At 25.2% G+C, this 24,277-nt stretch carries 14 protein-coding genes and 1 pseudogene; 6 read left to right on the top strand and 9 right to left on the bottom strand.

All coding sequences use genetic code 4. From position 1 onward, the window contains the following. Positions 1-8: 8 nt before the first annotated feature. The 9 genes and pseudogenes from MALL_RS03600 to MALL_RS04615 all read right to left on the bottom strand — a co-directional run bounded on the left by MALL_RS03600 (position 9) and on the right by MALL_RS04615 (position 17,280). On the bottom strand, positions 9-653 hold the full coding sequence (locus tag MALL_RS03600; RefSeq protein ID WP_005683955.1) for an adenylate kinase family protein: 645 nt from the start codon (positions 651-653) through the stop codon (positions 9-11). After that, positions 647-2,071, bottom strand: coding sequence for a preprotein translocase subunit SecY (secY, locus tag MALL_RS03595; protein WP_083793875.1), 1,425 nt, complete (start codon positions 2,069-2,071; stop codon positions 647-649). Before secY ends, MALL_RS03600 begins: the two co-directional genes overlap by 7 nt. A gap of 139 nt (positions 2,072-2,210) precedes the next feature. Beyond that, positions 2,211-5,903, bottom strand: a complete 3,693-nt coding sequence (locus MALL_RS03590) for an MGA_1079 family surface serine endopeptidase (RefSeq protein WP_005683882.1) — start codon at positions 5,901-5,903, stop codon at positions 2,211-2,213. Positions 5,904-6,057: 154 nt separating this feature from the next. Continuing rightward, a complete protein-coding gene (locus tag MALL_RS03585; RefSeq protein ID WP_005683777.1) occupies positions 6,058-7,263 on the bottom strand; it encodes a hypothetical protein in 1,206 nt (401 codons plus the stop codon). Between the two features lie 432 nt (positions 7,264-7,695). Continuing rightward, positions 7,696-11,415, bottom strand: coding sequence for an MGA_1079 family surface serine endopeptidase (locus MALL_RS03580; protein ID WP_005683812.1), 3,720 nt, complete (start codon positions 11,413-11,415; stop codon positions 7,696-7,698). 142 nt (positions 11,416-11,557) lie between these two features. Next, positions 11,558-13,228 (bottom strand): MGA_1079 family surface serine endopeptidase, encoded by a 1,671-nt coding sequence (locus MALL_RS03575; protein ID WP_156785640.1) that lies wholly within the window; start codon positions 13,226-13,228, stop codon positions 11,558-11,560. 227 nt (positions 13,229-13,455) lie between these two features. After that, entirely contained in the window at positions 13,456-15,291 is a 1,836-nt protein-coding gene (locus MALL_RS03570) for a hypothetical protein (protein WP_005684001.1), read from the bottom strand. Positions 15,292-15,398: 107 nt separating this feature from the next. Next, a pseudogene (locus MALL_RS04610) lies at positions 15,399-16,625 on the bottom strand (MIP family Ig-specific serine endopeptidase); the annotation flags it as partial. 67 nt (positions 16,626-16,692) lie between these two features. Continuing rightward, positions 16,693-17,280, bottom strand: coding sequence for a DUF31 family putative serine protease (locus MALL_RS04615; RefSeq protein WP_005683931.1), 588 nt, complete (start codon positions 17,278-17,280; stop codon positions 16,693-16,695). Between the two features lie 169 nt (positions 17,281-17,449). On the opposite strand from MALL_RS04615, the gene mip reads away from it, so the two are divergent. The 6 genes from mip (at position 17,450) to MALL_RS03530 (ending at position 24,267) form a co-directional block, all read left to right on the top strand. Continuing rightward, positions 17,450-19,513, top strand: a complete 2,064-nt coding sequence (gene mip, locus MALL_RS03555) for an Ig-specific serine endopeptidase MIP (protein ID WP_005683875.1) — start codon at positions 17,450-17,452, stop codon at positions 19,511-19,513. Positions 19,514-19,521: 8 nt separating this feature from the next. Continuing rightward, a complete protein-coding gene (locus MALL_RS03550; RefSeq protein ID WP_005683952.1) occupies positions 19,522-21,825 on the top strand; it encodes an MIP family Ig-specific serine endopeptidase in 2,304 nt (767 codons plus the stop codon). Between the two features lie 281 nt (positions 21,826-22,106). After that, positions 22,107-22,508: an MG284/MPN403 family protein gene (locus MALL_RS03545; RefSeq protein WP_005683866.1), complete on the top strand. Its 402-nt coding sequence runs from the start codon at positions 22,107-22,109 to the stop codon at positions 22,506-22,508. After that, positions 22,480-23,610, top strand: a complete 1,131-nt coding sequence (locus MALL_RS03540) for a hypothetical protein (protein ID WP_005683747.1) — start codon at positions 22,480-22,482, stop codon at positions 23,608-23,610. The genes MALL_RS03545 and MALL_RS03540 overlap by 29 nt, the downstream gene beginning before the upstream one ends. A gap of 4 nt (positions 23,611-23,614) precedes the next feature. Continuing rightward, positions 23,615-24,031 carry an MHO_1590 family protein gene (locus tag MALL_RS03535; protein ID WP_005683914.1) on the top strand — a complete coding sequence of 139 codons (417 nt, stop codon included), beginning with the start codon at positions 23,615-23,617 and terminating at the stop codon, positions 24,029-24,031. 8 nt (positions 24,032-24,039) lie between these two features. After that, on the top strand, positions 24,040-24,267 hold the full coding sequence (locus MALL_RS03530; RefSeq protein WP_005683772.1) for a phosphopantetheine-binding protein: 228 nt from the start codon (positions 24,040-24,042) through the stop codon (positions 24,265-24,267). Positions 24,268-24,277 lie beyond the last annotated feature (10 nt).

Here is a 24,277-nt window from a genome sequence, read left to right as displayed (position 1 = left end):
TTCATATTTTACAACATTTTTAAAATATCGTCAGCAGTTTTTTGTGGAGTTTGTAATCCATCAACTGATAATAATCTGCCTGAAGTTTTGTAATAGTCTAAAAGTGGTTTTGTTTGATCTGCATAAGTTTTCAAACGAATCTTTATAGCCTCAGGTGCATCATCTTTTCTTATCAATAATGGAATGTTACATTTTTGACAATTTTCTCCAAGTTTTGAAGGCATGTTTACAACGTGATATGATGCATTACATTGTCCACAAAAACGTCTTCCACTTAATCTTTGTAGAATTACTTCTTCATTTGCAAGTAATTCAATAACACTAAATTTTATTTCTTTAATATTATCTAAAAATTTAGCTTGATCAATTGTACGTGGATATCCATCTAAAATTATGTATTTATCTTGAGAACATAACTCTAAAATTTTTCCTTTTACAATTGCATTTGTTATATCATCAGGAACATATGAACCTTGTTCAACAAGTTCTTTAACGTTAAGTCCTAATGGTGATTTTTTAGCAATTTCTTCTCTAAAAATATTACCAGTTGAAATATGTATTAAATTAGTTTGATTTGCTAAAACAGCTGCCACAGAGCCTTTTCCGGCACCAGGTGGCCCCATAAAAATCATATTTTTTGTAACTTTTATCATAATAATCCATTTCCTTTGCCTTTTTTGTTTGGATCAAAATTGTTTCTTGTAACTCTTTTTGCTTTTGCAAGCTTGGTAGTTTTTCTTCTAGCCAAAACTTGACCTATTGTCTCTAATGAAACACTTACTAAAATCATCATTCCTGTTCCACCAAATGCTATTTGAGCATCTAAGACACCTGTCATTATTTGTACAAATTGCATAGAAACTAGAATAACTAAATATATACCTGAAAAAACACTTAATCTAAAAACAACACCAATTAAATAATCTTGTGTTTCTTCACCAGGCCTTATTCCTGGTATAAAAGTCGAACTTTTTGCAAAATCTTCTGCTATTTTATCAACTCTAGATTGTTGAATTCCCATTAATAATGAGAATACAAAAGTAATAATTATCAATAACGCTAAACCAAGTGGTTGTGTAAATTGCAAGTTATGATTTATTCAAAACTTAGCGGCGCTATCACCTGGAAAAACATTAGCTATCATTGTAGGGAATGATAAAACCATCATTGCAAAAATTACAGGCATAATTCCACCGGGATTCAATTTAATTGGTAACTTACCCATTTCTTTTATATTTCTTGAACGCCCTGCTCCAGTTTGTTGAATAGGAATATGTCTTTCAGCATTATATATAATGGTAATAATAAGTAATACAATTAAATAAATTAAGATGTAAGTTGAAAAATTAATTATTCCAACAAATGTTCCTTCATTTTGTAAATCTCCAACAAGAATTTTATAAGCAGAACTAAATTGACTTGGTAATCTAGTAGCAATTCCACAGAAAATAATTAAACTTGTTCCGTTTCCAATTCCTTTATTAGTAATTTGTTCACTAATAAACAAAACAAATAACGAAGCAGCAATTAGTATCATTGGTAAAACAAAATAAGAAATCAATGATTCAGAAAGACCAAATGCAGGGACTATTGAAATAAACGCACTACTCTGACCACCAGCCGAAAGTGACTGAGTTAGAAATATTGCCTGTGGGTATGAAATTGCTAATGTAATAGCACGAGTTATAATATTAATTTTTCTTCTACCTTGAGGCCCTGATTGACTTAATTTATAAACAGGTGGAAATAACCTTGATTGTAAAACCATCATAACAAGTGAGGCATTAATAAAAGGTGAAATTCCAAGAGCAAAAACTGAAAATTGGTTTAATCCACCCCCACCAACTAAATTAAGTGTATTAAGAAATGAATCATCATTAATAGAACGACCCGCATTTATTTTTACAAATGGTGAAGTTATTGTTGTTCCTATTACATAAACTCCTAAAAGTAGCAATGTATAAAAGAGTTTTCTTGTTATTTCTTTTGTAGACCAAAAATTGACCCAAGCAGCCCTTAATTTATAAAATAACTTTGTAATACCTAATTTTTTTAGTCGCTGAAAAAACAAATTAACTCCTTAATTAAATTCTTTTCTATTATAGCAAATAAAATTTAAAAAATAACCACAATTTTTTGTATTTATTGTGATTAATTTTATTAATTTTTTTTATTTATTTCGCTTGTACATAGGAAAAAAAGGAAAATTTTTATTTTACTTCCATTTGTTCATTGAATGCATAAGTTCTAGGATCATATAAATTTGCTCTATACATGTGAGCTAAAATACTGAAAGCCTGATTTTTTAAAAAAGGATTTGAATCATTATTTCCACCTATATAATCATAGTTTCTTGTGCCTAAAGCAAAAGCAAATAAGTATCCAAAATTACCACTGTTTACAGCTCCTACGTATTCATTTCTAGAGTTTATAATACCACTACCACTTCCTCCACCAGAAAAGTATAAGCAAGTAATTCCATTTTGGTACAACGAAATTCTTTCATCGTTTTGGAATTTTGCTCTGTTTATTAAATAGTGTGATCTTTTTCCAGCAGGAAATGATCCTAAAGCATAATCAAGAGCTAAATTATCAATAAATGGTGAATCATGTCTATAATCATAAGTAAAGGTTAAAGGTTTAAGATTTTTTCAATTTTCTAATCATTCAGAAAGTTCAAATCTAGATTCCCTTTTTGCCCTTGTTATAGCTTCTTTAATATCAAAAATAACAATATTACCATCATATTTTTGATTGGTTTTGGTTAAATCTTTTCCAATTGGACTTTCTCCACTTCAAAAAACTTTTAAAGGCACATCTTTTATATTTTCATGTCCATCGCTATAACCTGGAGCGTTAAATAAACTATTTGAAATGTGTTTATTAAACCCTCTAATATAAGCTTTTTTATTAATATTTGGATCATCTAGTGTTGGGCGATTTCACATATCAAAAGTTGTTGTTACAACATGTTGATTACTTAGTGCATAATAACGGTAATCATTTGGATCGCCATTAATTTTTCTTATAACAGTAAATGATCCTCCAGCGGCAGCAAATGTTCGAGCACCTATATTTTTAATAATATCAAGATCGGAATCATAAGGCATTACTTCATAATCCGGTTTGTAACCGCTGGTTCATTTTTGTTCAACGTTTTGATTAGGATTATATTTAAATGGTTCATCTTTTTTATATTTATTTTCAATAGCAACCGGATTTTCAAATTGGTTATAAGTAACATTTTTATATTTGAATTCATTTGTTTTTTGTTCACTAAATTTTTCAACTTGAATGTCGCTAGTATATTCTAAAAATATATTTGTTCCATGCGTATCATAAAAAATTGCTATATCTTTATTTATTTGTTCTGGTGTTAAATTAGTTAAATTAGCATATTTTTCTGAATTGTATCCTCTTTCTAAATCCGAGTGATAATTTTGAGTAAATTTATAAGTTTTATTTTTTGGAATGATTTCGAATTTTATTCCTTTATCTGTTAACTCAACGTTAATACTAAAGTTTTCTCTAGTTACCTTTCCATTCACAACAGCACCTTGCATTTGTAATTCATTTATAACTAGTTTTTTGTCATTTTTAAGTGTTTCATAGTCAAATATGGCAACAGGTCAAGAGAAATTTCTATTTTTTCCGAATCGTTCTCAAACATTTGAAACCTTATTATTAAACATAATTGGTAGTTGTAATCTAAATTGTGCGTTTTTAATAATTCCTTGTTTGTTTTCAAAAACTGGCTCATAATATTCTTTTGGCATAAAAAACTCTACTTTAGTTTTATCTTTATTTACAAGTCACATACCATTAGAAGCATTAAATTCTAGTTTTCTTAATCTTCAAAATTCATTATTTTCTTTTTGTATCGTCGTTAAATTAGCATTGTTTGCTAAATCTATGAATTTTTCATGTTCAGATTTAGGAAATGATCAAGATGTTGCTTTTTGTTTTTTAAAACCATCTATTTTCAATCAAGTAATAGATTTCTGGTTGTTTAATCCACCTAATTTTATATAAACACTGCCTTCAGGATCATTTGCTTCTTTAGCTTCATAAATATAAAAATTTTCTACATATTTAGGGCTTGTTTCATTGTCTAATTTATAGTTTTTAAAGATAAAGAAATCTTTTTGATATTTAACTTTTACATAATATTTATTTTCTGTTTTATCTTTTTGACTATTTATTTTTTGAGCGAAATCGCTTGAACTCATAGATTGAATTACATTTTTTTGTATTTCAATATTTTCAAGTCCTAAATTGCTTAAATCTTCCATGGCATAGTACTTATCAGCTAAAGTATTACTTTGGTTTTTTAATGTTATTTCTTTTGTATGATGTTTAATTTCTGGATTGTCTTTTCTTATAAAGCCAACTTTAAAACTTAGATCTCTATTTAAACCTTGTGAATTAGGATTTGATGCTTTTACATTATAAAATGCAAAATAATATTGGTTTCTTAAGTGATTAATATTAATATCATTTTTTGTTTCTTTATCTGCAATTATTTTATTTGATGGTTCATCTCTTGAACCACTTATTCCTTTATTAGGATCTCTAAAACCTAAAAAGTATTTTAAATTTTCCGCGCTCATTGAACTAGGATCTAAGTATTGAAAATTAGATACTCTACGAGGAGTAAAATTAGAACCGTTTATTTTGTCTACTTGTTCTTTTAGTTTAGTAAATTTACTATCAGTTTTTAATTCATCTTTTGTTGAAAAATAAGTATCGCTAAAATCTTTATAATTTTCTGGATCATCTTCTTTTCTTAACAATCCCATTCAATGTTCTTTAGAATGTGTAACTGTTTTATCTATATTATTTTCTACTTTAAATTTATATTTTAGTGAACCATTTTTATCATGAAAAGATGTTTTTTCCAAAGTTATTTTATATCCTTCAAATTCTTTTACTTTAAAAACACTGTTTAATTCTATTTTAGAAGGAAGAATTAATGTTGGTACTAATTTAGAAGAATCTCTTAATTCTAATGATTCATTTCCTTTGTCAATATATCATTGAATATCTAACTTAGTTTTTTCTTCTTTTGAAAGATTAAAATACGGTTTACCCTTTCAATTTTCACTTGTTACTTCAAATGTTTTAATTTCATTGTTTTGTAAATATAAACCTATCTTTAAAGAAACATTTTGCTTATTATCATCTTGTTTGAAGCTAATTAATTTATAATCAAAATATCTTATTTTTTTTGGAATAAAATAATTTACAAAATTCTTTTGTTCAAATATTTCATCTACAATGAATTTATTTTTAATCGATTTATCATAATCAAAATAATCATCAAAATTATTAGAATTAGTTAATTTATCAATTAATTCATTAATATTATTTTCAGATTTAAAAGTAAAAATTTTATTAAGTTTTTCATTTTTACTTTTGTCTAAAACCTCTATATCAAAGTTAATTAAGTTAATATTATTTTTATCAATGGTGATATTATTAAGTTTAGTTTCAAGACTTTTATCAGCTATAATTTTAAAATAAGATGAAAAGTTTTCTTTAGTAAAAGATGCTGAATATGGTTTTAAATAAAATTCTTTAATAGCTCTCTTTGCTTCATCTTTAAGATCTAATTTTATAGATTCGGCTTTTTCTTTTAGTGAAGCTGTATTTACTGATTCGCTGTTTAAATTATCAGAAATTTCTTTTTTTTCTTTATCAATTTTACTTACATCAGATACATTAGAATCAACTTGTATTAATTTACCTGTATCTTTATTTTCTTCATTGTTTTCAAGTTTATTTATATTTTCTTTATTCTCAATAATCTTATTATTTGCACAAGAAATAATAATAGTTGTTGAAACTAAAGAAATTGATAATATACTAAACAATTTAATATTTTTTAGTTTTTTTGCTTTCATAAATTTATGTTAGCACTTCTCTATATCAAATATATAAATTTAAAAAATATAAAATAAACCTAATAAATAGGTCTAAAAGTAAAAATTATAATTAAAATTATTTAAAGAGAAAATACAAAGTTAGAAAAAAAGTCGAAATTAATCGACTTTTAAATTAGTTAGTAGCTTTAGGATCTTCAAAAACTAAATCAGCTTGGAATGTTTCTACACCAAAGTGTTTAACTGGTTTACCATCTACTAGTTTATATAAAGCAAATTCAAATCCTACTGTTTCTGATTTTTGATCTTTTGAAGGCGCTGTGTAAGAACCTACACGAACAAATGACTTCATTGATTCTTCATAATCTAACAGTCTATCTTCAGGTTTAGTAATAAATGCATTATTAAATGCTGGGTAATATTTTCATAATGGAATTTTTTCACCTTTAACCATTAAAAACGCATCTTTTCTTATTTCTTCTCAATCTATATTTGAAAATTTATTTTCTTCTGTTCTATTAATGAATTCTTTATATCCATTGTTATTTTTATTTGTTATATAAACTTTTTTGTCAGCTAGAATTAGTACTTCTTGTCACATTCTTTTTATTTCGCTTAAATAAATAACTGGATTTACATTATTTGCGTGATGAACATTATCTAAATTAAATGCATAGTTATAGAAATCTTCTAGTAAAAGTTTAGCTTTTTGTGAATCAGTTAATGTTTTAGATACTGTTCACACTCTATATTTTTTAGATTCAGCACTTTCTTTACCAAATATATATAAATTTTCTCCATCATAAAATAATGTTGCTTCTTTAGGATCTGTAGATAAATAAGCAACTAGGCCTGCTGCTTTAGGTTTATCTTTTGCAGCTTTAATTTCTTTAGTTAAATCTTGGTTTTTATCACTTACAAATTTAAAACCATTATTTGTGATAGTATATTTAACTTCAACAAAGGCATTTCTTTCTAATTTTTTAACTGCATCTCATATAACACTTTCATTTGTTAAAACGTTAGGCGCTGCAACTCAATTTTCCTTATCGTCTAAAAGAGCTTTCATTAACGCTCTACCTTCTGTTTGAGTTTCAGGTACTTCGTTTGCTGGTGGTAAAAAGTCTTTGTCAGTTAAATTAGAGTCGGTTTTAACTTCAACTACTTCTTTTTTTGGCTCTGAGTCTGTTGATCCAGGTGTATTTGTAGGTGGTGGTGTAACATTTGAACTATCAGTTGTGTTATTTCCTGCTGGTTCTTTTGGATTTTTATCTTTTTCTACAGGTTGAGTAGTTTTCTTTTGACAAGATAAAGCAACTATTGGTAAAGTTGTTCCTAGCACAACTAAAGATAATAATTTAAATTTTGTGTTTGTTTTCATTTCTCTCCTTAATTATTAACGTCTTTATTATAATTAAATTATGAATATAAAATCATTTTTAAAATTTCTTAATAAATTATTCACTTTTAGCACTCAAAGTAAATAATTAGGATTTAACTTATCATTAAATATTAGTGATTTTGTAATTTAATTTCTATAAAAAATTTATTTAGTAATTAAAACATTAATATTAAAAATTCCATAAACGTCTAAATAATAGATTAAAAAGTAAAATTTTTTATCTCATATATATATATATATATATTAAATATATAAGAACTTTTTTTATTAATAGCTCTTAAAAAATTTAGCAAAGCAAAATATATTGCTCAACTAATAAAAAATTCCATATCAATAAATAAATTTAATATTTTTTAAAAAAAATACAAAAAAACCAAATATTTTATTTATATTCTGTTTTTTTGATTTTTCTTACTTAACTTCCATTTGCTTATTAAATTCAAAAGTTCTTGGATCATATAAGTTGGCGCGATACATGTGTGCTAAAACACTGAATCCCTCATGTTTACTAAAAGGGTTTTTGTCATTATTTCCACCAATATAATCATAGTGCATTGTTGTAATTAAATCTCCATACAATGAATCTGAACTTATACTATTAATAGCAGCAACATATTCTCCTCGACTATTTATAACACCACCACCACTAACTCCAAAATAAGTAAATATTCTAGTAATATTGTTATTTTTTGCTCTAACTTTTGAGCCTCCACCATAATTAATTCTATTAACTAAATAATGTGCAGGTTTACCATCAGGAAAAACTCCAATCGTATAATCTACAGCAAGGTTTTCAAAAAACACTGATTCATCTTGATAATCATAAGAAAAAGTCAATGGTTTTAAATTTTTTCAATTTTCCAATCATGAAACAACTTCAAATTTTGATTCTTTTCTAGCTTTTTTTATTATTTTTCTGATGTCAAAAACAGAAATACCAACATCTATTTTTTGTCTTGTATTTTTTAAATCTTTTCCAATAGGACTTGTCGCACTTCAAAAAATATCCATTGGAATATCCATAACGGTTTCAGGAGATTTAAAATCTGCAAATGAGTTATATAAATCAGTTCTTGGTCTAGAAAAAGGAATTCTAAAATATGTTGTTCTAGTCTTAGAAGGGTTCATTAAAGGTCTTTCTCACATTTCAAAAGTTGTACCAATAATATGCTGATTAGTAACAGCTAAATAACGATAATCATTTGGATCGTTATTCAATTTACGTAGCATTGTATAACTACCTCCGCCAGAAGCAAAAGTTCTAGCTTTTATATCTTCAGCTTCACGAGTTAAAGATTCAAAGGGTAGAACTTCATAATCAGTTTTATATCCGCTAGATCATTTTTGTGGAACATTTTGGTTAAAATTATATTCAAAAGCGCTGATGTTTTTATACTTAGTTTTTACAAAAATAGTATTATCAAATTTATTAAATGTTACATTGTCATAGTCAAATTCGTTACTTTTTACATCATCAAAAACTTCATTAGCTATATTATTTGTATACATTAAAAGAATGTTTGCTCCTCTAGTATCAAAATAAATAGCTTTATCTTTTGGAACATCTTTATCTTTTACAAGTGCTCCTTCTGGAATATTTTTAAGTTTATAATAACTCCCAAAATCAGAATAATATTTTTGTGTGAATTTTAATGTTGTATCTTTAGGGTATACTTCAATTTCTATACCTTTATCAGTCAGTCTTAACTTTAAATAAAACGGTTTAGTTGTTGGTCAACCATTTTGATAAGCTCCCCTCATTTGATCTTCAATAATCATTTCTCTTTCATTTTTTAATTTATTGTAATCAATAATTATTTTAGGTCAGGTTCATCAAGAAATTCCTGCAAATGTACCTCATAATTTAGCAATATTATTGTTATACATAATAGGAAGATGAAGTAAAAATTTTTGATCCTTAACAATTGCATTTTTATTTTCAAAAACAGGTTCATAATAATTTTTAGGAATAGTAAATTCTATTCTTGTATTATCTTTGTTAGCTAATCATTTTCCATTTGAAGTTTTGAACTCTAATTTTCTATATCTTAAAAATTCATCTCTTGATCTTTGAACAGTCATTAAATTGATTCATTGAAAGTAAGGATCGTTATGTAATTTTTTTATCAATTCAAAGTCATCAATTTTTTTAGAATCTTTTAAGTTGCTATTCAAAAAATGTTTTATCCTAATTCATGTTATTGCTTTTTCTTTGTTTAAATAACCTAGTTTTACATAAACACTTCCGTCTCTATCATCAGCTTCTTTAACATCAATAATGTCAAAATCTGAAATATACTTTTTATATGAAACAGTTTCTAAAGAGTATTTTTTATAATTAAATAATTTTTCATCATATTTAACTTTTATATAATTTCTATAAATACTTCAGTTTGAATCTTTTTTATTAAATGAGTTTAAAAATTCACTGGGTTTGATACTTAATAAATCATTTTCTAAATGCAAGTTTTCTAAAGTTATATTGCTTAAATCCTCTATAGCATAGTACTTGTCGGATAAAGTATTTTTTAGTCCTTTAAGGCTTATTAATTTTGAATGATAACGAATTAAAGGATTTTTTTTATTTATAAAACCTATTTTAAAATTTAATGTTTGATTAAAATTTTGATCATTTGGCTCAGTTGAATGCACATTATAAAAAGCAAAATAATAATTTTTACGAATATTATTGATATCAATTTTTGTATCTTCTTGATCGCTAATATTAATGTTTTCAGGTCTATTTGTATCTTTATTTACACCTTTATTTGGTATTCTAAACGCTAAAAAATACTTTAAATTCTTACTAGTCATTTTGTCAGGTTCAATATAGGTTTGATTAACTACTCTTCTTGGAGAAAAACTTGAACCATTGATTTTATCTACTTTATTTTTTAAATCTATAAATGTATTATCTGTTGATATGTTAGAGTTTTTACTTGTAAAATAATCATCATTAAAATCCTCAACATTTTCTGGATCACCTTCTTGCTTTAAAAATTCCATCTTGTGATTTTTAGAGTAAAAAATTTCGTTATTTTTTAAATTTTTTACCTTAAATCTAAATTCTAATTTACCTTCGATTTCGTTTATTATCTCTTCATGTTTATTATTTTTGGCTTTTTCTAAGCTTAATTCATATCCATCAAATTTTGATAATTTAAACACAGAGTTTAAATCAATTTTTGATGGTAAAAACATAGTAGGTGCTTTTGTTTTAACATCATGTAATTCTAATGATTCTACACCTTGTTCAATGTATCATTTAAGTTCTTCTAAAGCTTTTTTGTCTTGTGATAAGTTAAAAAATGCTTTTCCTTTTCATGAATTTGAATTAACTATTATTTCTTTAATGAATTTATCATGTAAATACAATTCTAATTTTAATGAAACATCAGAATCGTTTTTACTTTGATTTATTTCTTTAAATTTAACATCAAAATATCTAATTTTTTTAGGTGTAAAAACTTTTGAAAAGTTTTCATTGGCAAAAACTTCTTTAGCAAGAAATCTGCTTTTAGCATCCTGAGAATATGTAAAATAATAATCAAAATCATCTGATTTAGAAACTTCATCAGCTATTAACTTAATGTCATTATCAAATTTATATTTAAATTGTTTATTTATTTTTAACTTTAATTCATGATTTATAACATCTAAATCAAAGACAGTTGTATTAATATCTTCTTTGCTAATAGAAATATTATTCACTTCTAAATCAAAGTTTTCTAATTTATCAAATTTAAAATATGATTTAAAATTGTTTTTATCAAATGAAGCAGAATAAGGTTTTAAGTAAAAATTATCTATTGCTTTCAATGCTTCAGGTTTAAAAGAAATTTCAGATTCATTTACAGATGTTTTAAAGTTTTCAATATCAACTTTTAATTTTTCTAAAGCTTCTGATTCTCTTTTTAATTTTTCAGCTGGATCTTCTTTAATAAAGAATGAATTTTCAGAATTTTCTTTTTCTTCTGTCGAACTAGTGTCTTCTATTTTTTTAGGAAAAACACTAGTCACTCTTTTAATTTCTACATTTTTAAGTGCACATGAAACAAACATCGAACTTGAAATAGTAATTAAAGAAACTAATGATAAAATTTGAATTTTTCTTGTATTCTTAGATTTCATATTTATATATTACTACTATTATTCAATAATATATTTATTTAAAATTTACATATAACACAATGACATAGGTTAATATGGAAAATATGAAAAAAAGATGTATTGCTACATCTTAATTGAATAATGTTAGATAAATATTTTAAACTTATTTAACTTCCATTTGCTTATTAAAATTAAAAGTTCTAGGATCAAATAAATTAGCTCTATACATATGAGCTATAATACTGAAGGCTTCATCCTTTAAAAATGGATTCCCATCATTGTTTGCACCTACCATATCATAATTTCTATTTTTCATAACAAACGAAAATAGAGAATTATAGTTTCCGCTGTTAATAGGTGAAACAAATTCACCTCTGCTATTTAAAATACCGCTACCACTTGCTCCTCCACCAAAGAAAAGCCTAGTTATATTAGTATTGTTAATTGAAATTCTTTTATCATCATTGTAAGGAGTTCTATTAATTAAATAATGTGTTGGTTTTCCTCAAGGAAAAGATCCCATTGTATAATCTAAACCTAAATTGTCATAGAAAAATGATTCATATTGATAATCATAAGAAAAATCTAAAGGTTTAAGGTTTTTTCAATTTTCCAATCATTCTGCAGTTTCAAATCTTGATTCTCTTCTGGCTCTTAAAATTGTTTCTTTTATATCGAAAATAGTTATAGCTGCATCTATTTTTTGCCTAGTTTTTGTTAAATCGCGATCAACAGGACTAATTGCACTTCAAAAAACATCATAAGGAATATTTCCCATATTTTCAGGTCCATGAAATAATCCTTTCGAATTATATAATTCAGTTCCTTGTCTTTCAAAAGCTCTAACTAGATATGTGGTTTTTTGTTTTTCAGCATTTAATGTTGGTTTATTCCACATATCAAATGTAGTAGCTACAACATGTTGATTTGTTAATCCATAATAACGATAATCATTAGGGTCATCATTCACTTTTCTTAAAATTGTATAACTTCCTCCACCGCCAGCAAATGTTCTAGATCTAATTTCTTTTGCCGCTTCAGTTTGCGATTCAAAACTTAAAACTTCATAGTCTGTTTTGTAACCGTTGCTTCATTTTTGTGGAACATTTTGGTTGAAATTATAAGCAAATGCTTTACCATCTTTATAATTTGTTTTAATTAAAATCGGATTATCAAATTGATTAAAACTAACGTTGTCATAGTCAAATATGTTAGTTTTATTGTCACTAAATACTTCATTTTTTATATTATTTTTGTACTCTAAAAAGGTATTTGTACCATGAGTATCAAAATAAATCGCTTTGTCTAAAGGCACATCTTCATCTTTAACTTCTTGCCCGTCTTTTATACCTTTATTTGCGTAATAATCTTTAAATCCTTCATAATATTTTTGAGTAAATCTAAATTCTTTATTTTCTGGAACTACTTCAAAAGAAATACCTTTTTCATTTAGTTTTACAACCACGTTAAAGTCTTTTGTAGTATGTCCTCCATTTCTTCAAGCACCCTTCATTGTGGATTTAATAATTAATTCTTTTTTATCTTTCAATTCTTGATAATCTAGCTCAATAGTAGGTCAAGTATAATAGGCATTAGCTGCAAATGTACTTCAAACATTTGAAATGTTATTATTATAAACTATAGGTAAATGAAGAATAATTTTTGGATTTTTTAAATCAGAATTTTTGTTTTCAAAAATTGGTTCATAATAATTTTTAGGCATTAAAAATTCTATTTTACTACTATCTTTATTTGCTAATCATTTACCGTTAGAAACTTTAAATTCTAATTTTCTAAATCTTAAAAATTCATCTTTGTTTTCTTGTATAGTCATTAATTTTATATTTTGAAATGATGCTCAATCATAAAGTCTTTTTACCAAATCAAATTCATCTAATGGTTTAAAGTTACTATTAGAATCGGTTTTAAATCCCTTAATTTTAATTCATGTTAAAGATTGTTCATTATTTAAACCTTTTAATTTAATATATAAACTACCTTCTTTATCGTTGGCTTCTTTAATGTCTACAATAGAAAAATCACTAATGTATTTTTTATCATTTATGTGTCTAATTTATATTTTTTATAACTAAAGAAATGTTCAGAATATAAAACTTTTATATAGTTTTTATATGATTCCCACTCTGTTTTCTTATTTTTAAAAGCATTTCTAAATTCATTAGCGCTTATCTTTGAAATTTCAGTATTTACTTCAAGATTTTCTAAAGTAATATTGCTTAAATCCTCCATAGGATAGAATTTATCTGCAATTGTATTGGTTAATCCACTTAATTTAATAAGATTTGAATGATAACGAATTTCAGGATTATTTTTATTAATAAAACCTATCTTAAAAGTTAAATCTTGCATATATCCTTGATCATTTGGATTAGTACCTTTTACATCATAAAATCCAAAATATCAATCTTTTCTTAAAGCGTTAATATTTACTTTATTTTCTTTATCAGAAGAAATATTTTTATTTTCAGGAACATCTCTATCTGTTTTTAATCCTGTGTTAGGATTTCTAAACGCTAAGAAAAATTTTAAATTAGCATTGGTCATTTTACTTGGTTCTATATAAGTATGAAAAACTGATCTACGTGGAGTAAAATTAGTTCCATTTATTTGATCAACTTGTTGTTTTAATCCTTTAAACGATGAATTACTTTCAAAATTATTAAGAGTGGATGTGAAGTATTTATCATTAAAATTATCAAAATCTTCAGGATCTCCTTCTAATTTTAACAGTTCCATATTATGAGATTTAGAATAAAAAACGGTATTGTCACTCAATTTTGTTATTTTAAATTTATAAGCCAAAGTTCCCTTTTTATCATCATAAATTTCTTTTCCATTTGCATCCATATCTTTAATTAGTTCGATTTTGTATCCATCAAATTGTTTAATTTTAAAAACCTCATTTAGTTTTATTTTTGATGGTAAAAACATAGATGGTGCTTTTTTTACTGAGTCAATTAACTCAAGCGATTCATTTCCATTTTCTACATATCAGTCCAAGTCTTTTTTTACTTTTTGATTTATAGACAAGCTAAAATAAGAACTTCCAGTTCAACTTTGTGAATTAACATCTAGTTCTTTTAGAAGTTTATTTTGTAGATATAATCCTATTTTTAAGCTAACGTTGTTATCGTTAGAAATTTCATTAAATTTAATAAATTTGTAATCGAAATATCTTATTTTTTTTCCTAAAAATATTTTATTGAAATTTTCTTTAGTAAAAATTTCATTTGCACTAAATCTATATTTGAATTTTTTGTCATAATCAAAATAATCATCAAAATCTTTTGATGAGGTAAATTCATCGATTAATTTAGTTATATCATTTGATGATTTTAATTCCATTTTTTTATTTATTTTAATTTTTTTAATAGGTTCAATAATATCAATGTCGAATAATGTTGTGTTTAAATCATTTTCACTAACTGTAATTTTATTTAATTTAACATCATACTTATCTAAGTTAGATATTTTTAAATATGACAAATAATTATGCTCATCAAATGATGCAGAATAAGGCTTTAAATAAAAATGTTCAATTGCTCTTATAGCTTCAGGTTTATATTCTATTTTTGCTTTATCTACATCGCTCTTGAATTCGTTTAATTCTTTTCTTAAATTTTCATCTGTTTTATAAACATTAAAATTTTTTGCCTTATAGTTTTCAAACGTAATTAACTCATTATCTTCTGGTTTTTCTATTTCTTTTTTAGGCTCATTACCTTTGTTATTTATAGTTGTATCATCTTCTTTATTCGGGTGAGTTTCAGAATTATTTAAACTAGTTTTATTACAAGAAATTGCAATAGCACTTGTTAAAGTGCTTAAATTTAAAACGCTTAATGTTAATATCAATTTTATTTTATTTTTTTTCATATTTATATAATACTACTATTAATATAAATATTAAATTTCTAAAATTTTTAAATTATTTGTTTAAACAATTAAATTTTCATCTTACAGTCAATTTAATAAAAAAAGGATTAATATCCCTTTAAAAATATAGCTGTTTTTTTTGATTTAATATTATTTTCAAAACCATTTGGGTATAAAATCCTTAAATTACTTCTATAAGAAGTTTTTTGTAGTCCATATCTAGCTCTGTTTGTATCGTCAATTAAATTATAGGCTGGCATTACCACTTCTTTTCCATTTCTTTTTGCAACAGAAGTGAAGTTTTGAACTCAATAACTAAAATTTCCTCCATCAATTCTTTCTGATGAATCTGGATATAAATGCGAATAATCACTAGTTGAACTTCCGGTATAAATGCCTATTGGTAAGCCATATTCATTCATTGCAAGTGAACCCGATGCACCAGATCCTAGTCCTGATAAAATGCTTGAAGATGTGTATCCATATCCTTCAAGAAAAATTCTATTTCATATATTTAAAGAACTATAAGTAAAATTATTTAAATGCGATCTTGGATTGTTTTTTCCAAACGAAGACATATCCTCATTTGGATAAATTGTACCCGGTCAGGTTTGTTTTCCTCCGCCAGGAGTATCAAATTCAGTATCTGGTGACTTTTTCCCAGTGTTTTTTTCATATCTTTCTGAAATATTGTTAGTAGTTCAATAAAATGATTTATTTATTGAATTATATGGATAACCTGCTAAATGAACAAAATGAGGTTTAGTTTTTGAAAATTCTAAATTAGGGTACTTTGTTTTAGTATCTTTAAATTCGTTAGTTATTGAGCCATAATCATATGTAATATAAGGTATATTTTTACCATCATGATTTGGCACTATATTAGATTTTAAAAAATTGTTTGTTTGATCAAACGATTCTATAGCCGACTTAATTCAAGAACTAAACTCTTTATTATTTGAATTATCAAGATCTAAGTTCACATCAAATTCAAAAATTCCAAAATCTACCATTAATTTAGGGTCTTCTCTTAAATAATTACTATTGCTTTTTTGTAATCTTGCTAATTCATCTTCGTAAGGTTTTTTCATACTTTCTTCAAAAGGTTCAATTGCTTTTTTATTCATAAAGTCTATACCTGCAAAAACAATTTTAGGTCCAGAAATTAACGCTGGATTATAAACACCAACTACTTTTTTTAGTTCTTCATTAACGTCACTTCTATTTAAGTTCTGATAATAATTTCCTGCTTGTCCTTCATGTTGAGATGATTTTGTAGTATATTCAGAGATATTAGGTGTTTTAACTCTTCCAAGAGAAATCCCTGGAGTTGTATTAGAGTTATTTGCTGATAGTCAAACTTATCACTTTTGTCTTTAGGATATGAATTGACTAATTGAGCTAAACATGGACATTTGTAGCTAAAAATAATTTATATTTATTTGAATTTTCATACTTATAATAATCAAATAGTCATCCAGTTCCTGTTCCATCTCGAGGTGAAATTAAATGATTAGTAGCATTTGGATCGTTAATTGTAAATTTAATTGAAAAAGTTCTTTTATAAATATTTTCTAATATAGTTTTTTTATCTAAAGGTTTAATTTTTACTTCTTTTGAAAGGTCTGTGTTAAAATCAAGTTTTTTATTTTCAAAATTTTTATAATCAATAATAGGTTCTAAATTCTCGATATGATCTTCTTTTTTTGACTCATCTATTTTGAAATTTTCATTGTTGTTTGGTTGATTTTTTTCTACATCGTTTTTTTTATTTTCTAAAGCTGAATCTTTTCCTTTATCATTATTTACATTTTCTTTATTTTCACTATTTATAGGTTTTTTTGGTTCTTCTTTAGTAATATTATTATTATCAACTTCTTGATCTTTAAGAGTGGAATTTAAATTTGGTCCTGAAGTACAACTAACTAAAAATGAACTACTCAAAATAGCTAAACCTATAAACGTTGATTTAAAAAATTTTTTATTCATAAAACCTCTTTTTACTATTATAGTTAATTTAGCAATTTTTATAAATTTTCATTTTTCTTTAATATTTATTATGCAAAATTTTCAAAAAGTATATTTTGCTATAATAAACATGTTTAATATTCATATTAAGCAACAATAATATAACAATAACCATAGAAAAAGAGTAAAAATGAAAAAGAAAATTAAAATATTAACAATGGCAACAGCAAGCGTTTTGTTGCCGGTTTTAGCAATAACAGCATGTACTACACCTGCTAATGAAAAAAATAAAACAGAAACACAGCCTGCTACAACAAATAAAGAACCTAAAGTTCCTGAAATACCTTTGGAAGAGATGGCAGCAAATCAAAATGATGAAATAAAAAACTTATATATTTCTTATTTGGATGGTAACTTTCCACGTAATCAAAAAGATAATGAAATTTTGATAAATTTTTTAAAAACGTTAAATAAAGATGTTCAAAAAAAAGCTCTTAAAAAAGCCGAATCAAAATTAAACAGTGTTGATGTTGGTTATTCTGATAACGAATTAGATTTTTCAAAAAGACCACCTTATGAAAAAACACCTATTTCGATATCTGATAAAGCATTTGCACCTGATGACATTACTAAATGAAGTGAAGCAAATGAAGTTGAAAGATGAAAAATAGACTTTTCTAAATATAAAACAGCACTTTTAGGTCATATTAAAAATGAAAGACCACCTGTTCTTTTACCAGGAATGGAAGCTCCTAAATTTGCAAAACCGCCTAAAGATAAACCAAAAGAAATACCAAACGTTGAAAATGAAATAAATTATCCTTCATACGAAGATGCACAAACGTTAGGATTTGCCTCACCAGTAGTCGAAGACGAAAAAATTAAAGTTTTAGATTGACAGGAAAATGAAAGAGGAAAAAGTATTCACTGAACTACTTATCCATACACAGCCGGTTTAGCCAGAACATTACCTAATGCAATGTATAAAAAAATAGCAAAACAAACTTATGCTTTTGATGTTATTGATACTGCTTTACTAGGTGGAACAGCATGAATTCTTGACTTTAAATTAGAAGAAGATGGATCATATCCTAAAACATGATATTTTGGTGCTAATGTTCACCAACTTAAAAGATTTAGTACTGCAGCTGACACAGAAGGAAATTATAGAGACCAGTGAAACAGCAGAACCACTGAATTAAGACTTACAAAAGTAAAAGATTCAGTACTGGAAAAAGAAAAATTATATTCTACAAATGAAGAAAGTCAATTTGAAAAATTCTCATTAAAACCATTTAAGGCCAGAACAGTGTTTTTAGGAATAGACTTTTTAAATAAAGACCCTAAAGATTTTGTTTCAAAAAATTCAAAGTCTAATATTCTAAAAGAGTATATTGATTTTGGAGTTATAGAAATAACTTTTGACACTTCAGAATTAGCAAAAAAAGTTACATCAAATTATGCATTAAATAAAGATGAACATATTTCATTCTTGAAAAATTCATTCTTAAAGGACTATCCTACAGTTGAAAAAGGAAAATCTACAATTGATGATTTATATATTTTAGGATACCCAAATACTAATTCAGATGCTTCATGAGATCTAGAAACAGATGAAAAAGAAAAAGCCAAAAAACCAGAAAGCCAAAGAGGTGTTCCTCGTTCGCTTTATACAAATAAAAATAAATTATTATTTAATAATTTTGACAAAAACTGAACCGAATTCAAAAATGGTGGAGGATTCAGTAGAGGACTTGGACATCGTTCATTTATAGATAAACCTGGTGTTTTTGATTCATTGTTAAGTCAAAGTAAATTTGGTTCATATTACTTTCCATATGAATTACCTGATAATAAAACTAAATTTAAATTTGAAGCTGGAAATGATCAAGAAATAAATAATTTATTTGTTTCAATGGGGTTAGGATATTTAGTTAAAAACTATTCACCAGCATCTGGCTCAAGTGGAAGCAGTGTAAGAAATGGGAAAAATGAGCTTGTTGGAATATTTTCAGCAGGTAATAACTTTAGTAATGAAGGAATTGTTCAAGCTTTTAGGTCAGAAGGATATGATTACAAAGGATATTTTGGAGATTATAATTTACCACAATACGATTTAATTTATGGTGGTGGTAAAGATCAAAGAATTTCTTATAGAGAAATGCTTAAAAAATTATACAAAGATAAAAAAATAAAAACTAATTTATTCAAAGATGGCCTAGATACTATACCAGATGAATACAAATTTAAATAGGAATAAAAATGAAATTAAAAAGAAAATTATTATTAGGAATTTTAACTGTAACCTCTTTTTCTGTCTTAAGTTTAGCTGCAATAGCTTGTAGTCCAAGTACAAGAGAAAAAGAAAAATCAACTACTAATACCAACAACAAACCAAAAGATGAAGGAAACAAACCAGTAACAAATACAACTGATAAACCTAATACATCTACTTCCTCAACAAACGAAGATGCTATTATTCAATTAGTAGAATCAAAAAGAGAAATAGCAAAAGAAAATAATAAGGAATTAAAATTTAGTGATGGTAATATTTTACCTTCACTAATCTTGCCACAAGACTTGATAAGATTTTCCGAATTTTACTACAACCTAGTAATAAAAGAACAAAAAGTAAAATACATGTATTTTGATAAATTAGTACCAAACGATGAAAATGGAACTCTTGATTTTAATGTAAATTATATTTTAAATAGCTCTAATGAGATTCATTCTGAAAAACTTAAATATCAAAATTTAGAAAAAGTTAAGCTGGATGATGCTTCTTTCAAGAAAATGATTGAAACTTATAAGTCATATTATGCTTTGCGTTCAGATTTCTTTAAAATTGATTCTAAATCAAATTTAAGAAAAACTTCTTCAATAGAAGTTGAAAAAGTTAAAAAGGAAAATCTAAAGGAATATTATGATTTAGATGCTCGATTTTTATATCTAAATGATGTTAAGGTAGAACTTTTAGGTGTATCAAAAAGTGACAAAAAAGGCTATGTTAAAGCTAAATACAAATTTACTAAAGGACAATTTAGTTCAGAATTTGAAGTTGAAATACCTGGCTTTAAACCAGATGCTAATTCTAAAGCATTAAGCCCAGAATTAACAGACTATGATGCATATCAATCATTACACGATAGAACATTTTCAATTGGTATACTAAATCCTTCAATTCATCCTGCTGATCCAAATGTACCAGAATCAAAACCTATAAGCATCGATGTTCCTTCAACTGGTACTGGTTGATTATTAGATTATGAAAAAAATGATAAAAGTGACTTTTATAACTTATTTATAGCAACAAACGTTCACGTTGCTGTTAGTCTACATAATAAAATTGATAATAAAAAAGAAGGATTATTTGATTATTCAAGTACTGCAAACATAGAAACAAGTGGATTTTTATTAGGAAAATCAAATAACATAATGCCTTACGGAGTTCAAAAAATTCAATCTGCTAATAATCCTGGTGTTACTTATTATTCAAACACACAACCCTCTTTATACTTTACACAAGGTCCTGTAAAAATTAATTCTTATTTTGCAACAGAAAATCTTTATGAAACTCCAAAAATTGTATTTTTAGGTACTGATACTTTTAAACCAGAGGTCGACTCAGAATATGAACCATATTTTAAAGATAAAACAAAAAAATTATGAGAGTTAAACAATAAAGGTGGATTACCTGATTTAAGAGAACAAAAAATTCATGGATTTAAAGATTTTGCTGTATTAAATCTTAAAGTAAATAAAAAAGCTTTGGAAAATTACCCTGAACTAAAAGAATGAATTTTAAAAGCAATAAAATCTGTTGATAAATCATTAATTTTAGTATCAACATTTAACTACTACAATAATGATTCAAAATTACCATTTATGAACCCAGATCCTGATAGTGTAGTTTCTGATGAAAAAGACAAGTTTAAACTAAATTACAAAAACGAAGATATGAAAAAATTTTATGTTGCAGGATATCCAGTGTTAAGACCTACTTTTGAAAATCATGAAAATGGTCAAAAATACCAACTTTCTCAACCTACATGATCTCAAAACAACATGTTTGGATTAACCAATGAAACTAAAAACGAGAAAAAAGATCGTTATTATTTAATTTCAAATAACTATAAAGATGAACTTAATTTAACAGACGCGGGATTTATATCAAGAAGACAAAATGGAGATTGAATTCAAGTATTTGGAAGAGCATCTATTATAGATAAGTCTGGTTTAGATGGCGGTGCTTCTGGAAGTTTAGTAATTAATAAATACGGATTACCTGCTGGAATATTTTTTGGTGGCTTAAGTGATGGATCAGGTTCTTTTGAAAGATTAATTCAAGATTCGGATAAAAAAGTAAAAATTCCACCATTTAGAGAAAACGATGATAAAAACGGTAAAGAATATTCTCTACCTGCATATAATTTATTAAATGGACTTAATAAAACAAAATACTCAAAACAAAAAACATCTTATTTAGAAAATCTAAAAGAAATTTATAAAAATCAAGGAGACTTTACAAGTGCTTTATTTGGAAAGATTTCTACAATAAGTAAATAATTTTATTAAACAAAGAATAATTTTAGTTTTAAAATTGTTCTTTTTTTTGTATTTTAAAAATTAAAATAAGTTAAAAAGATATGGAAATAATATGAAAATTTTTTATTTTTATATTAAATTGAAAAATAAAAAAATTCTAATATTTTGTCTTTAAGCATACATGTATGCTTAATATAAATAAACATCATGTCTAATGTGAACAAAATTGCTTATTGTTCATTTTTAATAAAGTAATAATCGTTTGCTTAATATATAAATGGAGTAAAAACAAAGGAGATAAGATGAGCTATCAAGATGAAGAAAATGAATTATATAAACAACAATGTAAAGTTGTAAAACAAATTTGTGAGTTAAAAACTCTTAACAGTAAAATGGAAAAAGTAAGAGTTTTTAAAGAACTATTAAAGAAAAATAAAAATAATAAATATGACAATTCAGAACCTATCAAAGAAATAAAAAAAGAAAATAAAAAAACAACTGACCTTATAGATTTTGTATTGGACAACATGAATCCATTTAATTCATGAATCATTAAAAAATCATTTATGGATAAAAATGAAAACTTAATGAGCCACTGATATGAAGAATTTTTTTCTAAAACTACTTATTACAAGAAGAAAAAAGAAGCAATAAGAGAATTTATGGGACTATATTTTGATAAACAATATAACAGTTTACAATAATCAAAATATAGACAAAATTTATTCAGACCAACACAATTTTTTTATAGCTGAAAGAAAACACCGAGAAACAAAACAAAAATATAATTTTGATGTATCTTTAATTAGAAGATTTAAAGATAATAAAGTTGTTTTTTCTATAAATAACTATAAAAAAATTGATCATTATTCAGTAGAAATTGTTGTAAATAAAACACCAATTTATGACAAAAAGTTAAATACAATAGCAAACTTTTTAGTTGATGATAATATAGCTTGGGATAAGGCAAATAATATTCAAGTGATTATTAAACACTATGACAATGTGATTAACTTTTTCACTATTGAAAGAATTGTAAAAAATTATGAAAAGAAAATAGAATTAAAAAATCAAAATTCTATTTTTAATCTACCTTATATTTATACTTTTAATTTTCAAAATTTATACAGTGATAAACCAAAAGTAAAAATAAGAAAAAATTATTATTCAATGAGTATAAATTTAAACAAACCAACTAATATAAAAAATCAAAAAAACTTAATTAAAATAGTTGGATATTATGAAAAAAGTTCATATATAGACATTAGAAAATTCACAAGAAATTTATTTATGAAAACTAAAAAAATGAACATTCTTAACTATGAAGATTACAAAGATCAAAAGGATGCATTACTGTTTTATAAAGAAGATTTAAAAATTAATCAACAAGGATTAGAAAGCCCTAAAGTATATTGGCAAGCAGATTTTGAAGATGATTTTAAATACGAAAAAGAGTCAGAAAAGGTCTTAAAAACAAAAAATACAGAAAGCAATGGATTTATAATAAATCCTAATTTCGAAGGAAAAATATTTTATGAATTACCAATTGAAATAGAGCATTTTGGAAATTATTCATTTTTATTTTTGGAAAAATATAAAAAAATAATAAATAAAAGTGATCAAGATGAATTTATAGCTAAATTTAAGATTAGAATGGAACAAAACAACACTTTTGAAAACTTTACTGAATTTAAAAACATGAATTTTATTATTGATAATAAATATTGACTTGATGTTTTAAATGAGGAAAACATAAAAAACTCTTTTTTAGAAAAACGTTTTTTTATCAGAAAAAAAGAAGATTAGTATAATGAAAATTAACAAAACTATTATATTTTCATTTTTAGGTTCAGCGTTGCTTTTAGGTTCATTACTTGGAGGATTTTTTTATTATAAAAGCAAAAATCAAGTAATAAAAACTTCTAATTTGATTAAAGAAGAAAATATAAAAAAACAAAACACACCACAAGAAGTTTTTCCTGAATGAAGTCCAGAAATGCTAAACGAGTATGTCATTATAGAAAAAAACAAAAATATATTCAATAAAAATGTGATTGCTTTTTTTATACAACAAACACTTAAACGCCTGCGTGTAAGCCAAAAAAGTCTAAAGTATAAATACAAATTTAATGAACAACTAACAGAATTTACTATTTGACTAGAACTAAAAATTACTAGTGATTATATTGCTAGAAAAAAATACCATTTTTCTATTGATGTTTTATAATATAAACTATGAAAATTCAACAAACAATCATTTCTAAATTAGAATACATGTCAAAGAAAAAAGTAACTCTTGATTCAACATTAGAACAACTAAATGTTGATTCTTTAGATCTAGCTGATTTAATAATAGAAGCTGAAAAGGAATTTCAAATTCAAATACCAGATGAAGAGTTAACTAAAATTAAAAAAGTAAAAGATATAGTTATATTAGTTGAAAAATTAAAATCTAATATATAATTAATTGGCT

Origin of the sequence: Mycoplasmopsis alligatoris A21JP2, from assembly GCF_000178375.1 — a bacterium.
In the GTDB taxonomy this organism is placed as follows: domain Bacteria; phylum Bacillota_I; class Bacilli_A; order Mycoplasmatales; family Metamycoplasmataceae; genus Mycoplasmopsis; species Mycoplasmopsis alligatoris.
Note: the sequence above shows the minus strand (reverse complement) of the source record. Positions and strands in the feature narration are given on the sequence as shown.